This window comes from Clostridium estertheticum (genome assembly GCF_026650985.1).
GTDB lineage: Bacteria > Bacillota > Clostridia > Clostridiales > Clostridiaceae > Clostridium_AD > Clostridium_AD estertheticum_C.
This window is the reverse complement of sequence record NZ_CP086239.1, coordinates 4,876,533-4,896,707: the sequence shown is the minus strand read 5'-3', so window position 1 is coordinate 4,896,707 and position 20,175 is coordinate 4,876,533. Positions and strand designations below refer to the sequence as shown.

General features: G+C 31.5%; 13 protein-coding genes. 4 read left to right on the top strand and 9 right to left on the bottom strand.

Going from position 1 to position 20,175, the window contains the following annotated elements:
• Window positions 1-4: 4 nt before the first annotated feature.
• Both LL038_RS23405 and LL038_RS23400 read right to left on the bottom strand, forming a co-directional pair.
• A complete protein-coding gene (locus LL038_RS23405; protein WP_216127906.1) occupies window positions 5-1,249 on the bottom strand; it encodes an efflux RND transporter periplasmic adaptor subunit in 1,245 nt (414 codons plus the stop codon).
• Complete coding sequence (locus tag LL038_RS23400) at window positions 1,246-4,368, bottom strand: efflux RND transporter permease subunit (RefSeq protein WP_216127904.1); 3,123 nt, start codon at window positions 4,366-4,368, stop codon at window positions 1,246-1,248. Before LL038_RS23400 ends, LL038_RS23405 begins: the two co-directional genes overlap by 4 nt.
• Window positions 4,369-4,706: 338 nt before the next feature.
• On the opposite strand from LL038_RS23400, the gene LL038_RS23395 reads away from it, so the two are divergent.
• The 4 genes from LL038_RS23395 to LL038_RS25755 are packed head-to-tail and all read left to right on the top strand — an operon-like array spanning window position 4,707 to window position 8,442.
• On the top strand, window positions 4,707-5,381 hold the full coding sequence (locus tag LL038_RS23395; protein ID WP_216127902.1) for a response regulator transcription factor: 675 nt from the start codon (window positions 4,707-4,709) through the stop codon (window positions 5,379-5,381).
• Entirely contained in the window at window positions 5,378-6,406 is a 1,029-nt protein-coding gene (locus LL038_RS23390) for a sensor histidine kinase (RefSeq protein ID WP_216127899.1), read from the top strand. The genes LL038_RS23395 and LL038_RS23390 overlap by 4 nt, the downstream gene beginning before the upstream one ends.
• A 12-nt stretch (window positions 6,407-6,418) precedes the next feature.
• Window positions 6,419-7,174 carry an ABC transporter ATP-binding protein gene (locus tag LL038_RS23385; protein WP_216127898.1) on the top strand — a complete coding sequence of 252 codons (756 nt, stop codon included), beginning with the start codon at window positions 6,419-6,421 and terminating at the stop codon, window positions 7,172-7,174.
• Window positions 7,174-8,442 carry an FtsX-like permease family protein gene (locus tag LL038_RS25755; protein ID WP_216127897.1) on the top strand — a complete coding sequence of 423 codons (1,269 nt, stop codon included), beginning with the start codon at window positions 7,174-7,176 and terminating at the stop codon, window positions 8,440-8,442. The genes LL038_RS23385 and LL038_RS25755 overlap by 1 nt, the downstream gene beginning before the upstream one ends.
• A gap of 85 nt (window positions 8,443-8,527) precedes the next feature.
• Here the strand turns inward: LL038_RS25755 and LL038_RS23380 are convergent, their stop codons facing one another.
• The 7 genes from LL038_RS23380 to LL038_RS23350 form a co-directional block, all read right to left on the bottom strand.
• Entirely contained in the window at window positions 8,528-9,775 is a 1,248-nt protein-coding gene (locus tag LL038_RS23380) for a S1C family serine protease (protein WP_216127896.1), read from the bottom strand.
• 117 nt (window positions 9,776-9,892) lie between these two features.
• A complete protein-coding gene (locus LL038_RS23375) occupies window positions 9,893-12,091 on the bottom strand; it encodes an S-layer homology domain-containing protein (RefSeq protein WP_268055944.1) in 2,199 nt (732 codons plus the stop codon).
• A 1,195-nt stretch (window positions 12,092-13,286) separates the two neighbouring features.
• Window positions 13,287-14,465 (bottom strand): ABC transporter permease, encoded by a 1,179-nt coding sequence (locus LL038_RS23370; RefSeq protein WP_216122796.1) that lies wholly within the window; start codon window positions 14,463-14,465, stop codon window positions 13,287-13,289.
• Window positions 14,462-15,142 (bottom strand): ABC transporter ATP-binding protein, encoded by a 681-nt coding sequence (locus tag LL038_RS23365; RefSeq protein ID WP_216122795.1) that lies wholly within the window; start codon window positions 15,140-15,142, stop codon window positions 14,462-14,464. The genes LL038_RS23370 and LL038_RS23365 overlap by 4 nt, the downstream gene beginning before the upstream one ends.
• Window positions 15,142-17,016, bottom strand: a complete 1,875-nt coding sequence (locus LL038_RS23360; RefSeq protein WP_216122794.1) for an efflux RND transporter periplasmic adaptor subunit — start codon at window positions 17,014-17,016, stop codon at window positions 15,142-15,144. Before LL038_RS23360 ends, LL038_RS23365 begins: the two co-directional genes overlap by 1 nt.
• A gap of 44 nt (window positions 17,017-17,060) precedes the next feature.
• Window positions 17,061-18,410 carry a sigma-54-dependent transcriptional regulator gene (locus LL038_RS23355; RefSeq protein ID WP_216122793.1) on the bottom strand — a complete coding sequence of 450 codons (1,350 nt, stop codon included), beginning with the start codon at window positions 18,408-18,410 and terminating at the stop codon, window positions 17,061-17,063.
• The gene (locus tag LL038_RS23350; protein ID WP_216122792.1) at window positions 18,403-19,902 is read right to left on the bottom strand and encodes an ATP-binding protein; all 1,500 of its coding nucleotides are present in this window, start codon (window positions 19,900-19,902) and stop codon (window positions 18,403-18,405) included. Before LL038_RS23350 ends, LL038_RS23355 begins: the two co-directional genes overlap by 8 nt.
• Between the last annotated feature and the right edge of the window lie 273 nt (window positions 19,903-20,175).

The following is a 20,175-nucleotide window of genomic DNA, read 5'->3' as shown; positions in this document are numbered from 1 at the left end:
TTTTTTATTTACTAAGAATCTTCACCTTCTGGCCATCATTTAAAAAGCTTTGACCCTCAGTTATTACTTGATCACCAAGTTTTATACCACTGACAATCTCAGTTTGTTCCGTATTTGATATCCCCACGACTACTTGTTTCTTTTTTAGTTTATTAGCCTCAACTATATATACATATTGCACACTATTTTCTGTAAATATTGCTCCGTTTGGCACTACAGGTATATCTGCTTTTGCAACACTTGGAAACTCAACTCTTAATATCATTCCTGGTTTTAATAAATTAGAAGTATTCTCTATTTTAAGCTTTACTGTATATAATTGTGTTTTAGCATCTGCAGAAGGACTTATTGTGTCTACTATGCCTTCTACAATTTTATTATTCATAGATGATATTTGTACAGGTATTTTCTGATTTACTTTTACCTTTATAACATCTTTGTCTGTCATATTTACCTCAGCTCTTAGGCTACTTGTATCAATTATTGTAAAAACACTAACTGAACTTGCTACCACTTCGCCAACTTCAACATTTCTCTCAGATATAACTCCATTTATAGGTGATGTAATAGTAGCATTATTAATTTGTATTTGTGCTAGATCAAGTGACGCCTTAGCTTGCTGAACCTGACCTGCAGCCGCAGCATCAGTTTGTGGTCCTGTTTTTGATTTTAATAGTGATAAAGAGTCACTCGCGGTGCTAACCTGAAGCGATGCACTATCCATCTTTGATTTTGCGGAATCAAGTTCGCTTTTCGCAGAGTCTCCTATATTATATTGCTGATGAATTGTATTATAATTATTTTTCGCATCATTATATGCGGATCGTGCAATATCAGCTGCTGAATTTGCCGATATCAATTGCTGTGCGTATCCTGAATCACTGCTTTTAACAAGAGTTGCATTAGCAGTGTCAAGGGCTGCTTTCGCTCCATTATATTGCGCTGTAAGCTCCAATTTATCTAAGGTGAATAAAATATCTCCTTTTTTTACGCTCTGGCCAACATTTGCATTTACACCATCAACTCTCCCAGCTATTTTAGAGGTAACCACCGTTTCACTTGAAGCTGTTAATTCGCTTCCATATTTTGTAGTTGTTGTTATTGAAGATATGCTAACGGGAGTCGCCTTAACACTCTTTGAATTATCACTCGTAGTTACACTTTTACTTGCACACCCCACTCCTATTAAAGTTATACTCAAGGTAATACTTATTAATAAAAATCCTTTAATCCCTTTAAGCTTCATCATAATGTAACCCCTTCATCTTTTTTATTAGATCTTTTTTTCTTTTTGGAAAAGAACTTTTCATTAAGATCATCCATTAATGTATATACTACGGGAATAATTACTGGTGAAATAAGTGTAGATGTAATCATTCCTCCTATAAGTGCAACAGCCATACCTACCCTAAATTCGCTACCTTCAGCAGTAGCGAGTGCTGAGGGTAACATTCCAACTATCATAGTTGCAGTAGTCATGAGTATTGGCCTTAATCTTGTAACTCCAGATTCTAATAGTGCTTCTCTTAAAGGCATGCCTGTTTTCATAAGAGTCATTGTGTAATCTATTAATAATGTTCCACTTTTAGCTGATAGACCATCAAGCATTATTAATCCAATAATTGAAACAATATTTAAAGCATTTCCTGTAATAGCTAGCCCTATTAATGCCCCAATTAATCCACAAGGTAATGAAAGCATCCTTAGTAAAGGCGTTAAAAAAGATTCATATAAAACAACTAATATCATATATACAAGCATAACGGATAGAGCCATAGCTAGTATTAACGAAACAAAGGAATCGCTCATCTGCTTTTGATCACCGCCATAATCTAGTTCATAATTGTTTGGCATCGTAATCTCGCTTACTTTCTTCTCAACCTCTGGTGTAATACTACCAAGAGGTCTTCCTTGAATATTAGCTGAAATGGTGCCCATTTCCTTACGGTTTAATCTTAATGTTTGTTGTGGACTATCTGACATATAGATCTTTGCTAGTTGATCAAGAGAAAATTGTAAGCCAGCTGAATTGGCCACTTTTATTGTGGATAAATCCGCCATTGTGACTATTTGATCCTTAGCAAGCTTTACAACCACATCATATTCATCACCATTTTCCCTAAATACACCACCATCTACTCCTTTCACCGTCGTAGCACTAAGAGCTTTTGCTATCTCAGAAGGTGCAATTCCATATTTTGCGGTGGCAATCCGATCAATTTCAACAGCGATTTGATTCTGATTCGCTTGAATATTGTTACTTACATCTATTATTCCTGGGACTTCCTGTATTGCATTCTGTACTTTAATGCTTAATTGCTTTAAGACTTCCTTATCAGCACCCGTTATATTTATTGCAATAGGCTTACCTGGAGAACCCATTGCACTAGTTTCATCTACAGATATATCTATTCCTGTAAGCCTTTTACTCCATTCACGTGTCTCTGAAGCAATCTGGGCTTGACCTTTTTTCCTTGACCCTTTTCCCACTAGATTAACATTAATTTGTGCAGAAGCTTCATTATTTCCATTACCAACAACAGTAAAGTAATTATTAACTTCTTTTATTGTCTTTAAATGCTGTTCAATCTCTTTAACTTTATCATTAGTAAGTTTAACATCACTGTCTGCTCTAAGTTTTATATTAATTTTAAAGGCACTTTGATCCGTTGCAGTTGCAAATTCAGTTTTAATAAATTTAAGAGGAATTAATGCAATACTACACACCAATAGCAATAACACAACACTTACTACCTGCCATCTGTGATTTAGAGCAAATATAAGATATTTCTTATAAAAGGAATAGAATTTATCAGTTATATTATCAACTATTCCTTTTATCTTATAAACTATTCCTTCTTTGTTGATTTTTTTATCCCTAAGCTCAACTTCTGAATTGTTTTCTTTTTCCTTTAATAATTTTGAAGCAAGCATAGGTGTAAGGGTAAAAGAAACAAGTAGGGAAATCAAAGCAGCAAAAACTACTGTAAGTCCAAACTGTTTAAAAAGTTGACCCATCATCCCTGACATAAAAGATATTGGGCCAAATACAACTACATCGCATAAGGTTATGGATATAGCCGCCATACTTATTTCATTTCGCCCATCTAAAACTGCTTGCCTAAGAGGTGTCCCTAAATTTATGTGTCTTTGAATATTTTCAAGTACCACTACAGAGTCATCTACAAGAATACCTATGCAGAGGGATAAAGCTAGTAGTGACAACATATTAAGTGTAAAACCAAAAAGAGACATCATTAATATGGTTCCAATAAGAGATGTTGGTATTGCAATAAATATTATCAAAGAAGACTTTGTGCTTCTAAGGAAAAGGAACATAACTAAAATTGTTGTAATAATACCCTCAACAAGACCAGATTTAACCTCCTTAAGTGAGGAATTTATAAAACTTGATGAATCCGTTGTTATCTCTAATGTTGTTTGCTTTGGAAGACTCTCTTTTAAGACCTCTAACTGTTTTTTTACAGCATTAGCAGTTTTAACTATATTTGCGTCACTTTGTTTTTGAACAAATATACCTATAGAACCCTTTCCATTTAATCTTACGAGTTCCGTTTTATCTGGATAATCTAGCTTTACATCTGCAATTTCACCAAGTCTTATGGTTCCACCATTTGCCATTGGAATTTGGATATTTTGTGCATCTTTTATATCTTTAAATTGAGCAAGTACTCTTATACTTTGATTAGAATCTCCTTGCTTAAATAAACCTGCTGGTATATTTGAGTTTTCACTTTTAAGTTTAGAAGTTATGGTATTAATTGCTATTCCATACTTATCTAAAAGTACTTTGTCCACATTAACAATTAATTCTTTATTATAAGCACCCTCTAATGTTACAGTACCAACACCCTCAACTTTCTCTAATGATTTTTTTATTACATCTGCACTGTCATATAATTTACTATAAGGAAGCGTGCTTGAGACAGAAAACATCATAATAGGAGCAGCATTTCCATCTAACTTACTTATTACTGGTTTTTGAGCATCTGTAGGGAGTACTACTTTTCCTAAAGCTTGTTGAACATCCAAAAATGCAGTGTTCATATCAACTCCCATTTTAAACGTAATTGTGGTAGAACCGTATCCTTCTGAAGATCCTGAATTCAGTTTATCAATACCACTTATACCTGAAACTGCATCCTCTACCGGTTTAACTATATCATTTTCTATTTCTTCTGTACCAGCACCACCGTATACAGTTGATATGGTTATTACAGGCGTATTCATTGAAGGAAGTAAATCTGCGCCAAGTTTTAAATATGCAGACACTCCGAGTACCACTATTAACAAAACCACCATAATAACAGCAATTGGCTTTTTCACGCAAAACTCTGTAATTTTCATTCTTGAATCCCCCTCTAACTAATAATTAAAAAATTATGACTACATTATCTACTAAAATTTATAATACTTACGTTATATATACATATATGTTCAATGTTATAATATAAACAGATTTCTGCTATATTTTACACATATTTAATCACTTTATATACAGATTAAAGTCACAACTCTGTTACAAAGTTGTAACATTAGACAAAACATTAAAAGTAAACCTAACAAATTAATAAATTTTCAAAAATAGCATTATATAGCATTGAACAAAAGGAAAGGTTATAATGTAATTAATAAAACCGTAGGCTAACCTTACGGTCTTAATTAAAAATTAGAGGTATATTGCTATGAATAAAATACTTGTTATAGAAGATGATACAAAATTAAGCAGTTTTATAAAGGAATTTATCGAAAAATATGCGTATAATGTAGTTTTAATAAATGACTTTAACAATATAGAAACTGAATTTTCTGAAACTAAACCCGATTTGATATTACTTGATATAAATCTTCCTTATTCAGATGGATTTCAGCTTTGCAGGGCTTTTAGGAGAGAATCTGATGTACCAATAATATTCATATCAGCCCGTAGTAGTGAATTTGAGCAAATCAGAGGGCTAGAAATGGGTGCAGATGACTACATCGTGAAGCCCTTCAGTTTTGAACTTTTATTAGCTAAGATTCAGGCATCATTTAGAAGGGTCCGTGGTGAGTACAACAGCTCTAATGGATTGCTATTAAACAAAAAAAACTTTGATATAAGTGTTAATAATAATATATTAGAATTATCAAAAAAAGAATTTCAGTTATTAAATAAACTTATAGAAAATGAGAATGTTATAGTCACTAGAGAGGAACTACTAGAGGAATTATGGGATGAAACATTTTTTGTAGATGATCACACCTTAACCGTAAATGTGACCAGACTAAGAAATAAATTAGCTATGCTCGGGCTTGGGGATGTCATTAAAACTAAAAGAGGGTTAGGATATATCTATCAAAGCAAGGTGCTTATATTATGATTAAAAAAATATTTATTAATTTTATAAAAGATAATTTAGGATACATTTTTTCCTTTTATTTGAGTATAATCATACTAATTATTTATTATAAAATAACGGTACATATATCAGAAATATTCTATCCACTGCTAATAGTCTCCACAATATTTACTATCCATATGGTTATAGAGTGGCTTAAATATTACAATTTCAATATAAATGTTCAAGACTCGGAAAACTTAGAAATGAATAAGATCTTCCAGATAACAAATCAGCAAAAATATTTTTATGACATATTAAAAAACACTCAAAAAAAATATCAAATGAAACTATCTAAAACCAATTCAGAAGAAATCGCCTTTAGATATTTTTTCTCCCAATGGGTACATAACATGAAGACTCCGGTTTCTATAATAAGCTTAGCATTACAAAAATTTGAAAGTGAGCATCTAGATACACACGATATGCCATTAGCCATCTTTGCTATGGAGATAAAAGAAGAAAATGATAAACTTCATAATGGACTTGAACAACTTTTAAACATATTAAGAATGAATGAGTTTGTACGTGACTATGAGCCAGAAGCAGTAGATCTCGTAGATTCCCTAAAGGAGCTTATCAATTTTAAAAAGAGCTTATTTATATATAATAAAGTATTTCCTCAAATTGAGCATAAAGAGGATAACATTAAAGTTTTAACTGATAAAAAATGGAATAAATTTATGCTAGAACAAATAATAAATAATGCAGTGAAATACTCTGCAATAAAAGGCGAAAATAAGAATATAAAATTTATAATAGAAAAAATGGATAAATGCGTAAATCTTAAAATAGTAGATGAAGGTGTAGGAATTCCTAAAAGTGATATTAATAGAGTTTTCGAACCATTTTTCACAGGTGAAAATGGAAGAAAATATAGGGATGCTTCGGGTATAGGTCTCTACATAAGTTCACTTCTTGCAAAAAATTTAAAGCATAAAATTCAAATACAATCAGAAAAAAATCTTGGAACCACAGTTACAATAACATATTTAATTGATTATTAAAGAGGTGATTAAATGGAAATCTTAAAGGGGATTAATATAGTTAAAACCTATAGTAGCGAATTTGACGATAACTCACATAATGTACTTAATGGACTAGATATAGAAATACATGAAGGTGAATTTGCTGCGATAATGGGCTCCTCTGGCAGCGGAAAAACAACTTTATTAAATATATTTAGCGGCATAGATAAACCTACCACCGGGGAAGTTGAGATAATGGGAGTTAATGTAACAAATTTAAATGATAATAAAAGAGCTATTTTCAGAAGAGAAAAATTAGGAATGATATTTCAAGACTTTAATCTTTTAGAAGATCTTACCTTGAAAGAGAATGCAGTACTTCCTCTTTTAATGCAAGGAAAAAAACAAATAAGTATTGATAAAGAGGTGGATGATCTTTTTAAACTTATGAATATATATGATATTAAAGATAAATATCCTAGAAATGTTTCACAGGGTCAAAAGCAGAGAGCTGCTTCATGCCGAGCCTTAGCTACCAATCCAAGAATAATATTTGCGGACGAGCCAACTGGAAATCTGGACTCAAAAGCAGCAAAAAAATTCATGAATTATATGAAACTTATAAATAGTGAAAGAAAAGTTACGCTTTTGCTTGCCACTCACGATTCGCTTACAGCAAGTTATTGTTCAAGAGTAATTTTTATAAAAGATGGGAATATTTTTGCAGATATCTATAAAAAGGAGGAGGATAAGCGATTTAATAACAAAATATTAGATTGTCTTGTTATTATGGGTGGCGATGACTAATGAATTATTTTATCATGGCTAACAACTCCTTAAAAAGAAATATACGAAAACAGATACCTTTTTTAATTACTTGCATAATCTCTGGTACGCTAATATTTTTATATACAACCTTAATTTATAATAATGGAGCTGTATTAATTTCAAGACCACGTGTATTGAATAGTATTATATTTACGGCCTCCCTGGGTAATATTATAATGTTATTAAGCTTTTTTACTATCTACTCATATACTTCTTATATAAAAGTAAGAAGAACAGAGTTCAAAATAATGTTACTTATTGGAACGACCAAAAATGAACTAGCATTATGTTTATTATTTGAAAATCTAATTTTGATGTTTGTATGTATGACCCTGGGAATCCTTTTAGGAACAATATTCTCAAAGTTCTTTTTTCTTTTAGTTGTTAATTACCTAAATTTTCCAAATTTAAGGGTTTCCCTAAGTTCAGTAAACTATATGTCCACTTTTGAGTTTTTTATGATTATCTACGTTATTATAACTTTAAGAACAACACACCTATTAAAAAATATGCATACTATTAATAATTTCATAGTAAGAAAATCTAAAAAAATAATAGGAAAAAAAATTAAACTAATTATATATCTGTTTTTTATTATAACAGATGTTTGTTGTATGATATACCAATTACGAATTGGGGGTAATAGTTTTTACCTTTATACTTGGATAGATTGTATTTTGATGATTTATGGATTGGTTTTCTACGGTAGTAAGCTTATACCTTTAGCAATAAATAGAGGACATTATTTTAACAAAAACATTTTTTTACTTATAAAACAATCTGCCACAAATATTGAAAAAGATAAGGTATTCATATTTATATTAGCCTGCGTTAGTTTTTTGTTTATAAATTTTAATTTAATTTGTGAATATTCCGTAATATCTATTTATGAACTAAAAGTATTAAGACTTATAACATTTTTAATAAATTTATTGTTTTTCACTATATCCTCTAGTATAACTTATTTTAAATTTCAAATGGCGTTGGTTAATATTAATAATTATTTTAAACAATTATATATGATTGGTATAACAAAAGAGGAATTTAATTTATTGATTATATATAGACTTAGAAGCTTATTTTTCCTTCCCTGTACACTTTGTGCAATTACAAGCATCATATTAGTATTAACTATGCATATTCAGCATGTTAATTTTAATGAATTTATTATTGGAACATCTTATTTTTTCAATATATATGCTTATAAAAAATCTGTAAGATTGTATATGGAATCAGTCCCATTGTAGATGAACACTAACCATAAATTTAAGATAAACAAAAAGGAAACCTTTATTTAAAAGGTTTCCTTTTTGTTTTTATTGTAAGTATTACCTAATGAATAGCTCCGAGTATTGTTCTATTTGCTCCAATCCATCCTATACCTATAGTATTATCTCCTTTCATAAAATATGAAATAGGATTATTGTCATCATCATAAACTGTTTTATACTCTTTCCACCCATAAGAATTTAATGTTTTAACATAATCTGTATATTCAGGATTACTTATAGCATAAAAATATTCAACATAATCTTCATCGCTACTAACTACATAATTATCATATTTTAGTCCTGTAGGTTGTGGTACATCAGCCAATAATGGAAGAAAATTGGCCATGTTACTTGTTGTACTATTAATTTGTAAAAGTGTTTTTTCATTACTGGTCGCTAAAAATGGTTTTACTTCATTAATAGGTATTACAAACCCTATATCTCCTGCTGAATCAAATCCTGAATAAGTTATTCCTATTACATTCCCTAACATATCAAATAATGGTCCGCCACTTGATCCATAAGTGATACTTGCCGTAGTTTGAATATCGTTCCCTCTTTCATTTTTTCTATTAATTCCGCTTACAATCCCTGTACTTAAAGTATTAGTATAACCCTGTGGGCTTCCAATTGCAGCTACATTATCGCCTACTTCTACATTGTCACTAACCCCTAAAGTAACGGTACTTAAATTCGTAGCATTTGATAATTGTAGTACCGCTATATCTTGTTTTTCATTATAATTTAAAACACTTTTAACATCATATTTTGTACCATTTTGAAGTGTAACACTTGCATATGATGATCCTTTAATAACATGAAAATTAGTAACAATAACGCCAGTAGACTTTACTATAAATCCACTACCACTAGCAATAGAATTATGATTTTTATCACTTACTTCAACATAAACAACTGCATTCCCATATTTATTTATAATTTGTTTAGCAGTTAATTCACCTGTTACAGCTACCTGCGTAGTATCATCTATACTTTTATCCTGCGCATCATAATTAACTACTTTATTATTACCCTTATAAGCTACAGCTGGTATAACACTTGCATTTACAGTTTTTCCTGTAATATTATCTATCCACTTTCCCTCAAAATTTTTAACATAAATTAATCCACCGGAAACTATGTCATTACTAATTTCAGTAAAATTCGCTACATCATTAGCATAATCTAAACTTATAGCTTGATTTCCTATTACAACGGTGCCACTTGCCATCGCACCAAAAGTCGTAATATATGTTGATCCCGCTATAATTATTGTTGCAAAAAGTGACCTTATAATTTTTTTATTCATACTATTTTGCCTCCATCATCTGTTTTAGATTTCTTTAGTTATAATCAATAAGAAGGCAATCGCATTTTTTTGCGGTTGTCTCCTATATTTTTATCATAAAATAATTAGTATTAATTTTTAATAAATATCAACTATGCTACCATCTTCTCCTAGAATAACTTTAATGAAATTACCAGAATAATATTTTTCAAGTTTGTTTTTATCAAAATATTTGCCAATCTCATAAGTAGTACCATTAATTTTTATACTAGTTGCATTTATTTTATTTGGTGTAAAAGCATCAATATCTCCAAATGCGCTTTTTCTACTAGCATAAATATAACGGTTTTTGTTCCAAATATCTGATACAAAATAAACTACATCATTATAATTCACACTAAGTGTATTCTCAGTGTACATTTCATTACTATAAACAAATGAATATTCACTATCATCCATTTCCTTTAAGAATGATGTATCACCACTTCTATAAACTTTTGGTATACTAAAGACAGGATCAATAATAACAGCATATTCATATCCATTATTGGCACTGTTTTTAGATAACATTATTGAAGAATAAAGATTGATACCAGTAACTGCAACATTATAATTAACCTTTTCTCCATTATGATAATACACAGTAGCCTTAGGTAACTTCATGTTACTAGTTGAATCCTTATCGTTTTCCCACTTCATATCTGTTCCTACTTTCTCAGTAACAGCATAATTTTCTGTGGTATTTTCTTTTTTATCAATTTTTGTAATTACAGTACCGTCAACATACAACTTGTACTTTGCACCTACCTCAGGAGAAGTTACCCCACTAAGACACGTAAAAGTTCCTTTATCAGTAAGAATTTCATTATTTGATAAATCATCACTTGTAGCCGAGGTTCCAAGTATTATATATTCTGCGAGTGTTCCAGTCTTATTTTCTATATTTTTTATATCTAATAATTTATCATCCTTATCTCGCACTAACCGGACCAAATCGCCATCTTTAAACGAGGCAAGTTTCGTAATATCCATATCATCACTATAATTGTAATTCACCTTATCTATTTGAATATCATATAAACTATTTGAATCAGCAGGAATATCTGTAATGTATCCCTCAACATAATTTTCAACAGCAAGTATATACTTATTACCGCCATTTAAATCTGTAACACTATAAACTACATCTGTCTCTTTAATATCGCTTTTTAAAATAGCTTGACCATTTTTTATAATCTTTGTATTCTCATTAAATACTATATTTCCTAATGTATCAGAGTTAACATCAATATTTGATGCAAGCTCTGGGTCACTATATATAGGATCAATTATTACAGCATAACTAGATGAGACTTTAGTATTATAATCAAATACTATTGAAGAATTAGCTTTTAAAAGACTACTTACACTTGTATAAGCTTCCTTTACACCATGGTAATAATAAATAATACTAGATGGTAGAATCATACTTTTTGTAGTTCCATCTTCATCATAATTAACAACATTACCCACTATAGTGTTTGCAGTAATGCTTACTGGCTCTCTTACCTTACCATAAACTTTTGTAATTCCCCCATTTTCTAACTTAATCCTATAAGTTGCTCCAACCTGAAGTTTTGCTACATTAGCCGGAACAGAAAATACACCTTTATCTGTTAGCACTTCATTTTTTGCTAACTTGTCATAGGATTCTGAATTATCTTGTACAATACAATCAGAATATAATTTTATCGAATCAGAATAAGTTACAGCTGTTGTAGCTGATCCAATAGCAGCCTTTATATTAGTGTCAAGGAGCCTGTCAAACATTACAGCTACTGCCCTATAAGTAACTCTATCTCCCTTTTGATAACTTAGATCGTCAGTTATTCCTAATGTTTTTGCCTTACTTATATAGTTCGATGGATACGTTCCTACCAAATCACCATCAACATATCCAAGTAACTTTACAATAACAGTACAAATTTCTTGATAAGTAATTGCAATTTCAGGATGGAAGTTTCCATCTGCCATTCCACTTATTAATCCCTTATTCAAAAGTATATTTACATAACCGCTCATTTCACTATCCGATGTAATATCCGGGAATATAGTAGCCCCTCTCATTCCTAAGGCTCCATCCTCTAAATCAGCAGCTATAACTACAGATTTAGCAAATTGCCCCCTAGTCATAGCATTAGAAACTACCGCTGCATTCACAATCCCAAGTTGCTTCATCCTAGCAACCCCCCCTGAATAATCAGCAACAGTCACAGCCGAGACAAAATTCGAACTAATTGTACTTATAAAAAAAGTAAATATTAAAAAAACACTCATCGTAGCCCTTTTAAATTTCATTATTACACTCCTTCTGTAGTGGATATTTTCATACCCCTTTTATTATATTAGTGAATTTGGAAACCCTTAGGTCCCCATATATCTAAATCCCGGACCAATAATTTTTACTCTTCCCCCCAGAATCCCAAACATTTTTTTAAAATTGAACAAAAACATCAGAATTCTCTTCATCCATTTAGATCAAAGTCGTGTGAATAAAATAATTACAACATGAAATAATCTCATACACGTAGTGAAAATCGTTGGTCATAGTGGACTATTGTCAATTATACGAATATACACTTGAATGCAAAAATCAATTTTACAAATAACAATTTTACAAATAACAATAAATGAGCGATTCTAATGAACCTACGGTTTTAAATCATTTTTTTGAAACTTTTTTGCGTTGACAATTAGTTTCCGAATTAACTTTATATATATTAACATACATATTAATATATATTTTCTCCGAAGTGACTTGCAATACGAGACGAAGAAACCATTGAAATTCGATTTAGAAATTATAGTGTTTTCATATAATTTCTTTCCTTTGCCCTTAACACGGTAAGAAAGTGTATATTACGTAAAATGCATTTGAGTTAGCGTTAGTAATTCTTAACTTATTTTGCGTAAGATACGTTAAGAAAAGTACATGTTTGAGCGTTAGCGAGTTTGTACTTTTTAGTATCTTTAAGTAAAATCAGTTTAGAATTCCTCAGCAAGCGAACTGCAGTTGTAGTAATATATACTTTCTAAGATAGCTTCGCTATACCCATTTTGGTAACTTTAACATTTAAAATAACAACAAACGATCACTTCTAATGAACCTACGGTTTTAAATCATTTTTTTGAAACTTTTTTGCGTTGACAATTAGTTTCCGAATTAACTCTATATTTATTAACATACATATTAATATATATTTTCTCCGAAGTGACTTGCAATACGAGACGAAGAAACTATTGAAATTTGATTTAGAAATTATAGTATTTTCATATAATTTCTTTCCTTTGCCCTTAACACGATAAGAAAGTGTATCTTACGTAAAATGCATATGAACAAGTGTTAGTAATTCTTAACTTATTTTACGTAAGATACGTTAAGAAAAGTACATGTTTGAGCGTTAGCGAGTTTGTACTTTTTAGTATCTTTAAGTAAAATCAGTTTAGAATTACTCAGCGAAGCGAATTGCATTCGAGTAATATACACTTTCTGTTATTCGAATGCTAGTGCATCTATTGGGTTTAAGTTTGCTGCTTTGTTTGCTGGGTATGTTCCAAATATAAGTCCAATTGCCAAAGAAAAACCAAATGAAAAAATAATCCAAGGCATTGAATATACTTCCGGAACTATTCCAAGGCCACCTATAACAAAGTGTATAGTACAGACCCCTATAAGTATCCCAGTAATTCCGCCCATGCCAGTAAGTATCAATGCTTCAAGTATAAACTGTGTAAGTATATTTCCTTTTTTTGCTCCAATGGCTTTTCTAATTCCTATTTCTCTTGTTCTCTCTGTTACCGAAACAAGCATAATGTTCATTATTCCTACACCACCTACTACAAGTGATATGCCTGCAACACCTGCAAGCACTATTGTAAGTGTTGTTGTAATTGAATTAAGTGAAGATAAAATCGCTGCCATATTGCTAACTCTAAAAGCATTGCTGTTTTTATAAATTTTAGTCAAAAATGTAGTTAAAATTGTAACTGATTGGTCTACGGTAGCAGCGCTTGTTGCCTGAGCGGAAAAGCTTTTTATTACAGCTGATTTGTTTAGTTTTGTTGCAACACTTATAGGTATAATTACTCTATCATCAGTAGATGAATCCGCTCCATCTGCCGTTTGTGTAAGTACTCCAACTACCTTAAACTGCTGTCCCATTATCTTCATAATCCTTCCAATTGGACTTTGACCTTTAAATACATCATTCGCAACAGCAGTACCTATAACTGCTATTTTTTGGTTATAGTCAATATCCAATTGAATCAAAAATCTACCCTCTTGTACTGTAGTACTATTAATAGATGAATACTCAGGACTTGTACCAAGTATTGTAGTACTTCGGCTTAAATTCTCTGATTTCACTATTCCAGTACCAGATGCTTGAGGAGCAATATTAGAAATTATAGTACTATTTTCTTTTTGAAACTTTGCAAGCTCCTCATAAGTAACATTTCTATTACTACCCCTTCCCATTATACTAATATTTACTAAATTTGAACCGAGCCCTGAAAGTGAGTTTGTTATACTAGCGCTACTTCCTTGTGCAACTCCTACTGCAATAATTACAGATCCAACGCCAATTATAACTCCAAGCATTGTTAGGAAAGATCTTACTTTATTAGATACTATACTTTTTATAGCCATTCTATAAGCTTGAATAAATTTCATAGTGTCACCTCATTGTCCTGAGTGATTTCCCCATCTGAAATTCTTATAATACGTTTTGCCTGTTTTGCAAGATCATTATCATGAGTTATTAGAACTATTGTATTTCCATTAGCGTTAAGTTCTTTCAGCATGTCCATTACTTCAATTCCTGTTTTTCGATCCAGTGCTCCAGTGGGTTCATCCGCAAGTAATACTGGTGGTCTTGTAACCAATGCTCTAGCAATAGCCACTCTTTGCTGTTGACCTCCTGAAAGTTCACTTGGCTTATGGTTCATTCTTTCTTTTAATCCAACCTTATCCAAAGCATCTATAGCTCTATGTCTAGACTCCCTACTGTGTACCCCTTGATAAACCAGTGGAAGCTCGACATTTTCGAGTGCTGAAAGCTTTGTAAGTAGATTAAATCTTTGAAATATAAAACCAATTTTAAAATTTCTTATTTCTGCTAGTTTATCATCCTTTAATTTACTTATCTCCTCACCATCTAATTTATAGCTTCCTTTTGTAGGAACATCAAGGCATCCAATCATATTCATAAGGGTTGATTTCCCTGAGCCCGAAGGCCCTATTATAGAAACAAACTCATGTTGTTTTATATTTAAATTTATCCCATTGAGTGCTGTAACCTTATTTTCTCCCATTGTATAAATCTTGTATAGATCGGTTATTTGAATCATTAGAATCCACCACCTCCAGGTGCTCCACCGCCACTACTTCCACCTGCACCACTTGATTTAGTTTTTGTTGCACTCTTTGTTGTGCTCTTAGTTGTAGATGCTGCCTGGGTTTGTGGTAAAACAATTACATCTCCTTCTTTTACTCCACTAGTGATTTCAATGTAAGTATCATTATTTGCTCCAACTTCAACTTGAGTTTTCGTTGAACCATCATAATAATTTACCTTTGTGCTTGCCTTACCACTCGTCTTATCTGTTGCTTTTGCCTTAGCCCTTGCAGACTTAGCATCCTGCGTGATTTTAGTAGTTACTTTAGCTGCGCTCTCTTTACTACTACCAGTTGTTGTCGTATCCTCTCCAGGTTGACCACCCATTGCGCCATCTGCACTTGATCTGACTCCAGCCGTTTTAATATACACATAACTTTTGTCATTAACTGTAGTTATAGCTTCTATAGGTACATATAAAATATTATCTTTATTAGATACTTCTATTTCACCATTTGCATTCATTCCACCCTTAAGAATTCCTAAGTTGTCATTGATCTTAATTGTCACTACAAAAGTGGTTACTCCACTTTCTGAAACTCCAGTTACTGCAATTTTTCCAACTACTCCAGTAACTGGAGTTTTCGTAGTAGCTGGCAGTGCATCTACTGATATGCTTGTTTTCTGTCCAACTTTAAGTTTGGCTATATCTAGCTCATCAACTGGAATATCAAATTCCATTTGTTTTGGGTCTGAAACATCTGAGAGTTCATCTCCAGCTTTTAAAGTATCACCAACTTTATTAGACATTTTTGTTATTACTCCATCAATAGGAGCAATTATTTTATAATTATCAAGTTGCTTTGTCTTTAGCGCCACTGTTGCCTGAGCATTTTCTAATTGCAAATCTGAGTTTTCTTTAGCTCTAGCAATATCAGCACTACTCATTGTTACAAGCACTTGCCCTGAGCTAACCGTTTGATTTTGTTTAACTGCAACATTTTCCACTGTTCCACCAGTTATACTTGTAACTAGTTGTTTTTTTATATAATTAAGTTCTGCTGTGCCTGTGCTTGATATTGTTCCGCCAGTTGCCGCAATATCTGCACTTGCAGTCATTCCTTCAAGAACAGAACCTGGATTTGTAATTTGTATTTCTACTGTATATAACTTACCACCTACTGTAGTTCCTGTTGTTTCATTACTTATATAAGTTACCTTACCGCTAACTGACTGCATTAATGAAGTTAAATACACCTTTGCAGTTTGTCCTACTGCTATTTTACCAGCGGCTGAAGAATTATATGTTAACAATACTTTAAGTTTTGAAATATCTGCGATAGTAAAAACTGTAGTTCCTTTTTGAACTGTATCTCCCTCTTTTACTAAAATATCACTAACAAGTCCTGCAAATGGAGCTGTAACTGATAAATTATTTACCGCATCATTACTAGTAGTTGCTGATATTTGATTTTGTTTATAAGAATTTAAATCTGTATTAAGTGCTGTCTGTGCATCAGTACTGTCTAATTCGTAAATCACATCTCCAGCCTTTACACTATCTCCTTCTTTATAATTAACCTTTTTAACATTGGCCCCAATTTTTGAATAAATTTTATTACTGTTTGTAAAGTATATGGGACCTGAACCAGATACTACAACTTTTAGGTTACCTTTTTTTGCTGCAGTAGTATTCTGTTTAACTACCGCTTTTGATGCAAAAAATTTGTCCTTAATTATATGACTTTTATAAACTCCAACAAAAGCCACTACCACTACTGCAAAAATAATTACTTGTTTCTTTGATAAATTTAGGACCCACTCTTTAATTTTCGGAAGTATTTCATTAAACTTGAACTCTTTTAAATTCTTTAGTAAATTTTTCAATACACTCACCTTCCATTCACGTTTATTCGAGCTATAAAATATCGTTAATTTATATTGTATTTTTGCATTCTATAAATCAAGGCTGACCTTGTGATTCCAAGAAGTCCAGCCGTCTTACTTTGGTTATAACCACTCATACCTAATGCTTTAATAATAAGTTCCCGTTCTACATTTTCAAGATTTATACCTTCCTCTGGAAAATATATAATAGTTTCCTTTGATTTTTTACGAAGGCCAAGAATTTCTAATGGAAGATCTACTGCCTTTATGTAAGGCTCAGTCGCTAATATAACAATTCTCTCCACAACATTTTCAAGTTCACGTATATTGCCAGGCCAATGATAATTTTTAAGAAGTTTCATAGCTTCTGGAATAATTCCTTTTATCTTTCTATAAAGATCATATTTTTTAATGAATAAATGAAGAAGTTCACTTATGTCTTCTTTTCTATCCCGTAGTGGTGGTATATTAATAGGAACGACATTTAATTTATAATAAAAATCTTCTCGAAAAGTACCCGCTTCTATTGCCCCTACTAAATCATTATTTGTTGATGCAATAACCCTTACATCAATTTTAAAATTTCCATTGCCATATGCATTTTGAATTTCTTTTTCTTCAATTACCCTTAAGAACTTTACCTGCATGTTAAGGCTCATTTCACCAACGTCACCAAGAAATATTGTTCCATGATTCGCAAGCTCCAGTTTACCAAGCTTTCGTGAATCGTTGTTACCATTAACCTCTTTGGGGACACCAAAGATCTCTCGCTGCGCCAAATCATCTGATAATATTCCACAATTCAGAATTATAAATGGCTCCTTTGAGCGACCACTTAGCTTATGTATCTTCCTAGCCATTAATTCCTTCCCAGTTCCACTCTCCCCAGTTATAAGAACTGTAGCAGCGCTACTCGCTATTTTATTTATTGATTTATAAATAAAATTCAATTTTTCATTTTTACTTATAAAATCTTCATTTTTTAATCTCTTAGCTTCAGCACTTCTTAAATAATTAACCTCATAGCGAAGATGCGAAAGTTCCATTGCCTTTTCTGCTTGAATTATTAACTCTTCTATATCGAAAGGTTTTGTTATATAATCATAGGCTCCTTTTTTCATACTCTCAATAGCTGTATCAATGCTTCCATGCGCAGTAATTATTATAACTGCTATATCCTTTTGTATTTTTTTAAGCTTCTCAAGAACAACCATACCATCCATGTCTTTTAGCCTTAAATCTAAGAATACTACATCAAAATTCGACTTTTGTACTTCAAGTATTCCTTCCTTTGCGTTAAGTGTTAAATAAACTTCATTATCAGTCCCTTCAAAGGCCTTTTTTATAATCCAACCTATATATTCTTCATCGTCGATAACTAAAATTTTACCCAATATCGTTACCCTCCCGTGCATAGCAAGGTATCTTTATAACAAACTTAGAACCTTCGCCTTTTTTACTATAAGCTTCAATACTACCTCCATGTGCTTCAATTATTCCATTGCTTATTGAAAGCCCAAGGCCTGTACCATTTGGTTTCGTAGTATTATAAGGATCAAATATATTCCTCATTTGAATCTCATCCATTCCCTCTCCAGTATCACAAAAAGTACTAACTATAAATCCATTATCACTCTTCGTTTTTATTGTTAATGTACCCCCATTATCCATTGCTTCGCAGGCATTAATTATTATATTTACAAATACTTGCTTTATCTTGTCACAATCTATATTCACAAGAGGTATATTTTCATAAAAATCACATTTAAGGATTACTCTTCTGTCTTGAATATATTTATTAGTAAAAGATAAAACGCTTCTAATAAGAACATTTATATCCATTTGAAAGAGTATATGTTTTGATGGTCTTGCATAATCTAATAATTCCTGTATTACCTTGCTCTCCCTATCAGATTGTTCTTTAACTATTCTTACATACTCAGTTAATAGGGCATCATTTTTAAAGTCTCTCTCCATGAGTTGAACAGTGCCTCTTATAATCCCTAAGGGATTTCTTATCTCGTGAGCCACCCCTGATATAAGGTGACCAAGTGCCGCGAGCTTTTCAGCCCTTGCTAATTTCTCTTCTATCTTTTCCTTTTGCTGTAATTTTTCTGCCATATTGTTTATAGAGTAAACAATGTTTCCTATATCTCCTCCCATGTCTTCTATCCGTATTGAAAGATCACTTGACATGACTTCAAGGCCACGCCTTATTCTCTTTATACTACTACTTTGATCCTTAATAATAGCTATTAATAAAAGAAAACTTATTATCAAACCGAGTGGAAGTATAAACAGCAAAGACGTTATTATCTTTCTATTTGTATTAAGCTGTGGCGGAAGAAAAGTATCACTCCATATTACAGCGATAACCTTTTCATTTGAAATAATTGGATGAAGATATCTTTGAATATCACGACCATTTAAATATACATAGTCAACCCTATCAACTTTTGTTTTTATAACATTCTGAAAACTTTCATTAATACCTTTTTCAATAATATTATAATTTACTTCATTATCTTTCTCATGTGATCTTCTATCCAAAAGCTTTCCATATGTATATCGTCTTTTATTAGACGTTATATATATACCTATTCTTGTGTCACGTACAGTTCTTGAAAGAGGCTCGATGCTTGATGAAATAATGCTCTTTTCATTATCTATACTCCCAAAATTTTCAATCTGCTTTTTATCAATCGTCCCGTCTATATATACCAAGAGATCTTTAGATTTATCTTCTTGCATTGATTTAACGGTGTCACTCATTTTCGATGGTATAAACACATTCAGTAATAAAACTGATATCGGTGCACTTAAAGCCAAAATCAACGATAATATTATCTGAAACTTTAGACCTTTATTTAAAATCCACCTCATCATGAATTCCTCCATAACCTTTTTCTTGTGTAATCCACTCATAACATTAATTTATGAGTTATTCAAATATATTCATCAATTAACACTTTTTACTAATATTGATAATTATACAATATAAAAATGTATGAAAGCAAACATTTTTTGTCTGTTTTCGTACATTTAAAATGGATATTCCTTTTACCTTCTATGCATATACATATAAATCTAAACGTGATAATATATATTAATGATAAAATATTCTAACAAGACTATTTTCATGGTATAATAAGAGGTTGT

What these genes read in the sequence shown, in the direction of transcription:
- LL038_RS23405 (WP_216127906.1), bottom strand. Translation starts at nt 1,249, where the DNA reads ATGATGAAGCTTAAAGGGATTAAAGGATTTTTATTAATAAGTATTACC.
- LL038_RS23400 (WP_216127904.1), bottom strand. Translation starts at nt 4,368, where the DNA reads ATGAAAATTACAGAGTTTTGCGTGAAAAAGCCAATTGCTGTTATTATG.
- LL038_RS23395 (WP_216127902.1), top strand. Translation starts at nt 4,707, where the DNA reads ATGAATAAAATACTTGTTATAGAAGATGATACAAAATTAAGCAGTTTT.
- LL038_RS23390 (WP_216127899.1), top strand. Translation starts at nt 5,378, where the DNA reads ATGATTAAAAAAATATTTATTAATTTTATAAAAGATAATTTAGGATAC.
- LL038_RS23385 (WP_216127898.1), top strand. Translation starts at nt 6,419, where the DNA reads ATGGAAATCTTAAAGGGGATTAATATAGTTAAAACCTATAGTAGCGAA.
- LL038_RS25755 (WP_216127897.1), top strand. Translation starts at nt 7,174, where the DNA reads ATGAATTATTTTATCATGGCTAACAACTCCTTAAAAAGAAATATACGA.
- LL038_RS23380 (WP_216127896.1), bottom strand. Translation starts at nt 9,775, where the DNA reads ATGAATAAAAAAATTATAAGGTCACTTTTTGCAACAATAATTATAGCG.
- LL038_RS23375 (WP_268055944.1), bottom strand. Translation starts at nt 12,091, where the DNA reads ATGAAATTTAAAAGGGCTACGATGAGTGTTTTTTTAATATTTACTTTT.
- LL038_RS23370 (WP_216122796.1), bottom strand. Translation starts at nt 14,465, where the DNA reads ATGAAATTTATTCAAGCTTATAGAATGGCTATAAAAAGTATAGTATCT.
- LL038_RS23365 (WP_216122795.1), bottom strand. Translation starts at nt 15,142, where the DNA reads ATGATTCAAATAACCGATCTATACAAGATTTATACAATGGGAGAAAAT.
- LL038_RS23350 (WP_216122792.1), bottom strand. Translation starts at nt 19,902, where the DNA reads ATGATGAGGTGGATTTTAAATAAAGGTCTAAAGTTTCAGATAATATTA.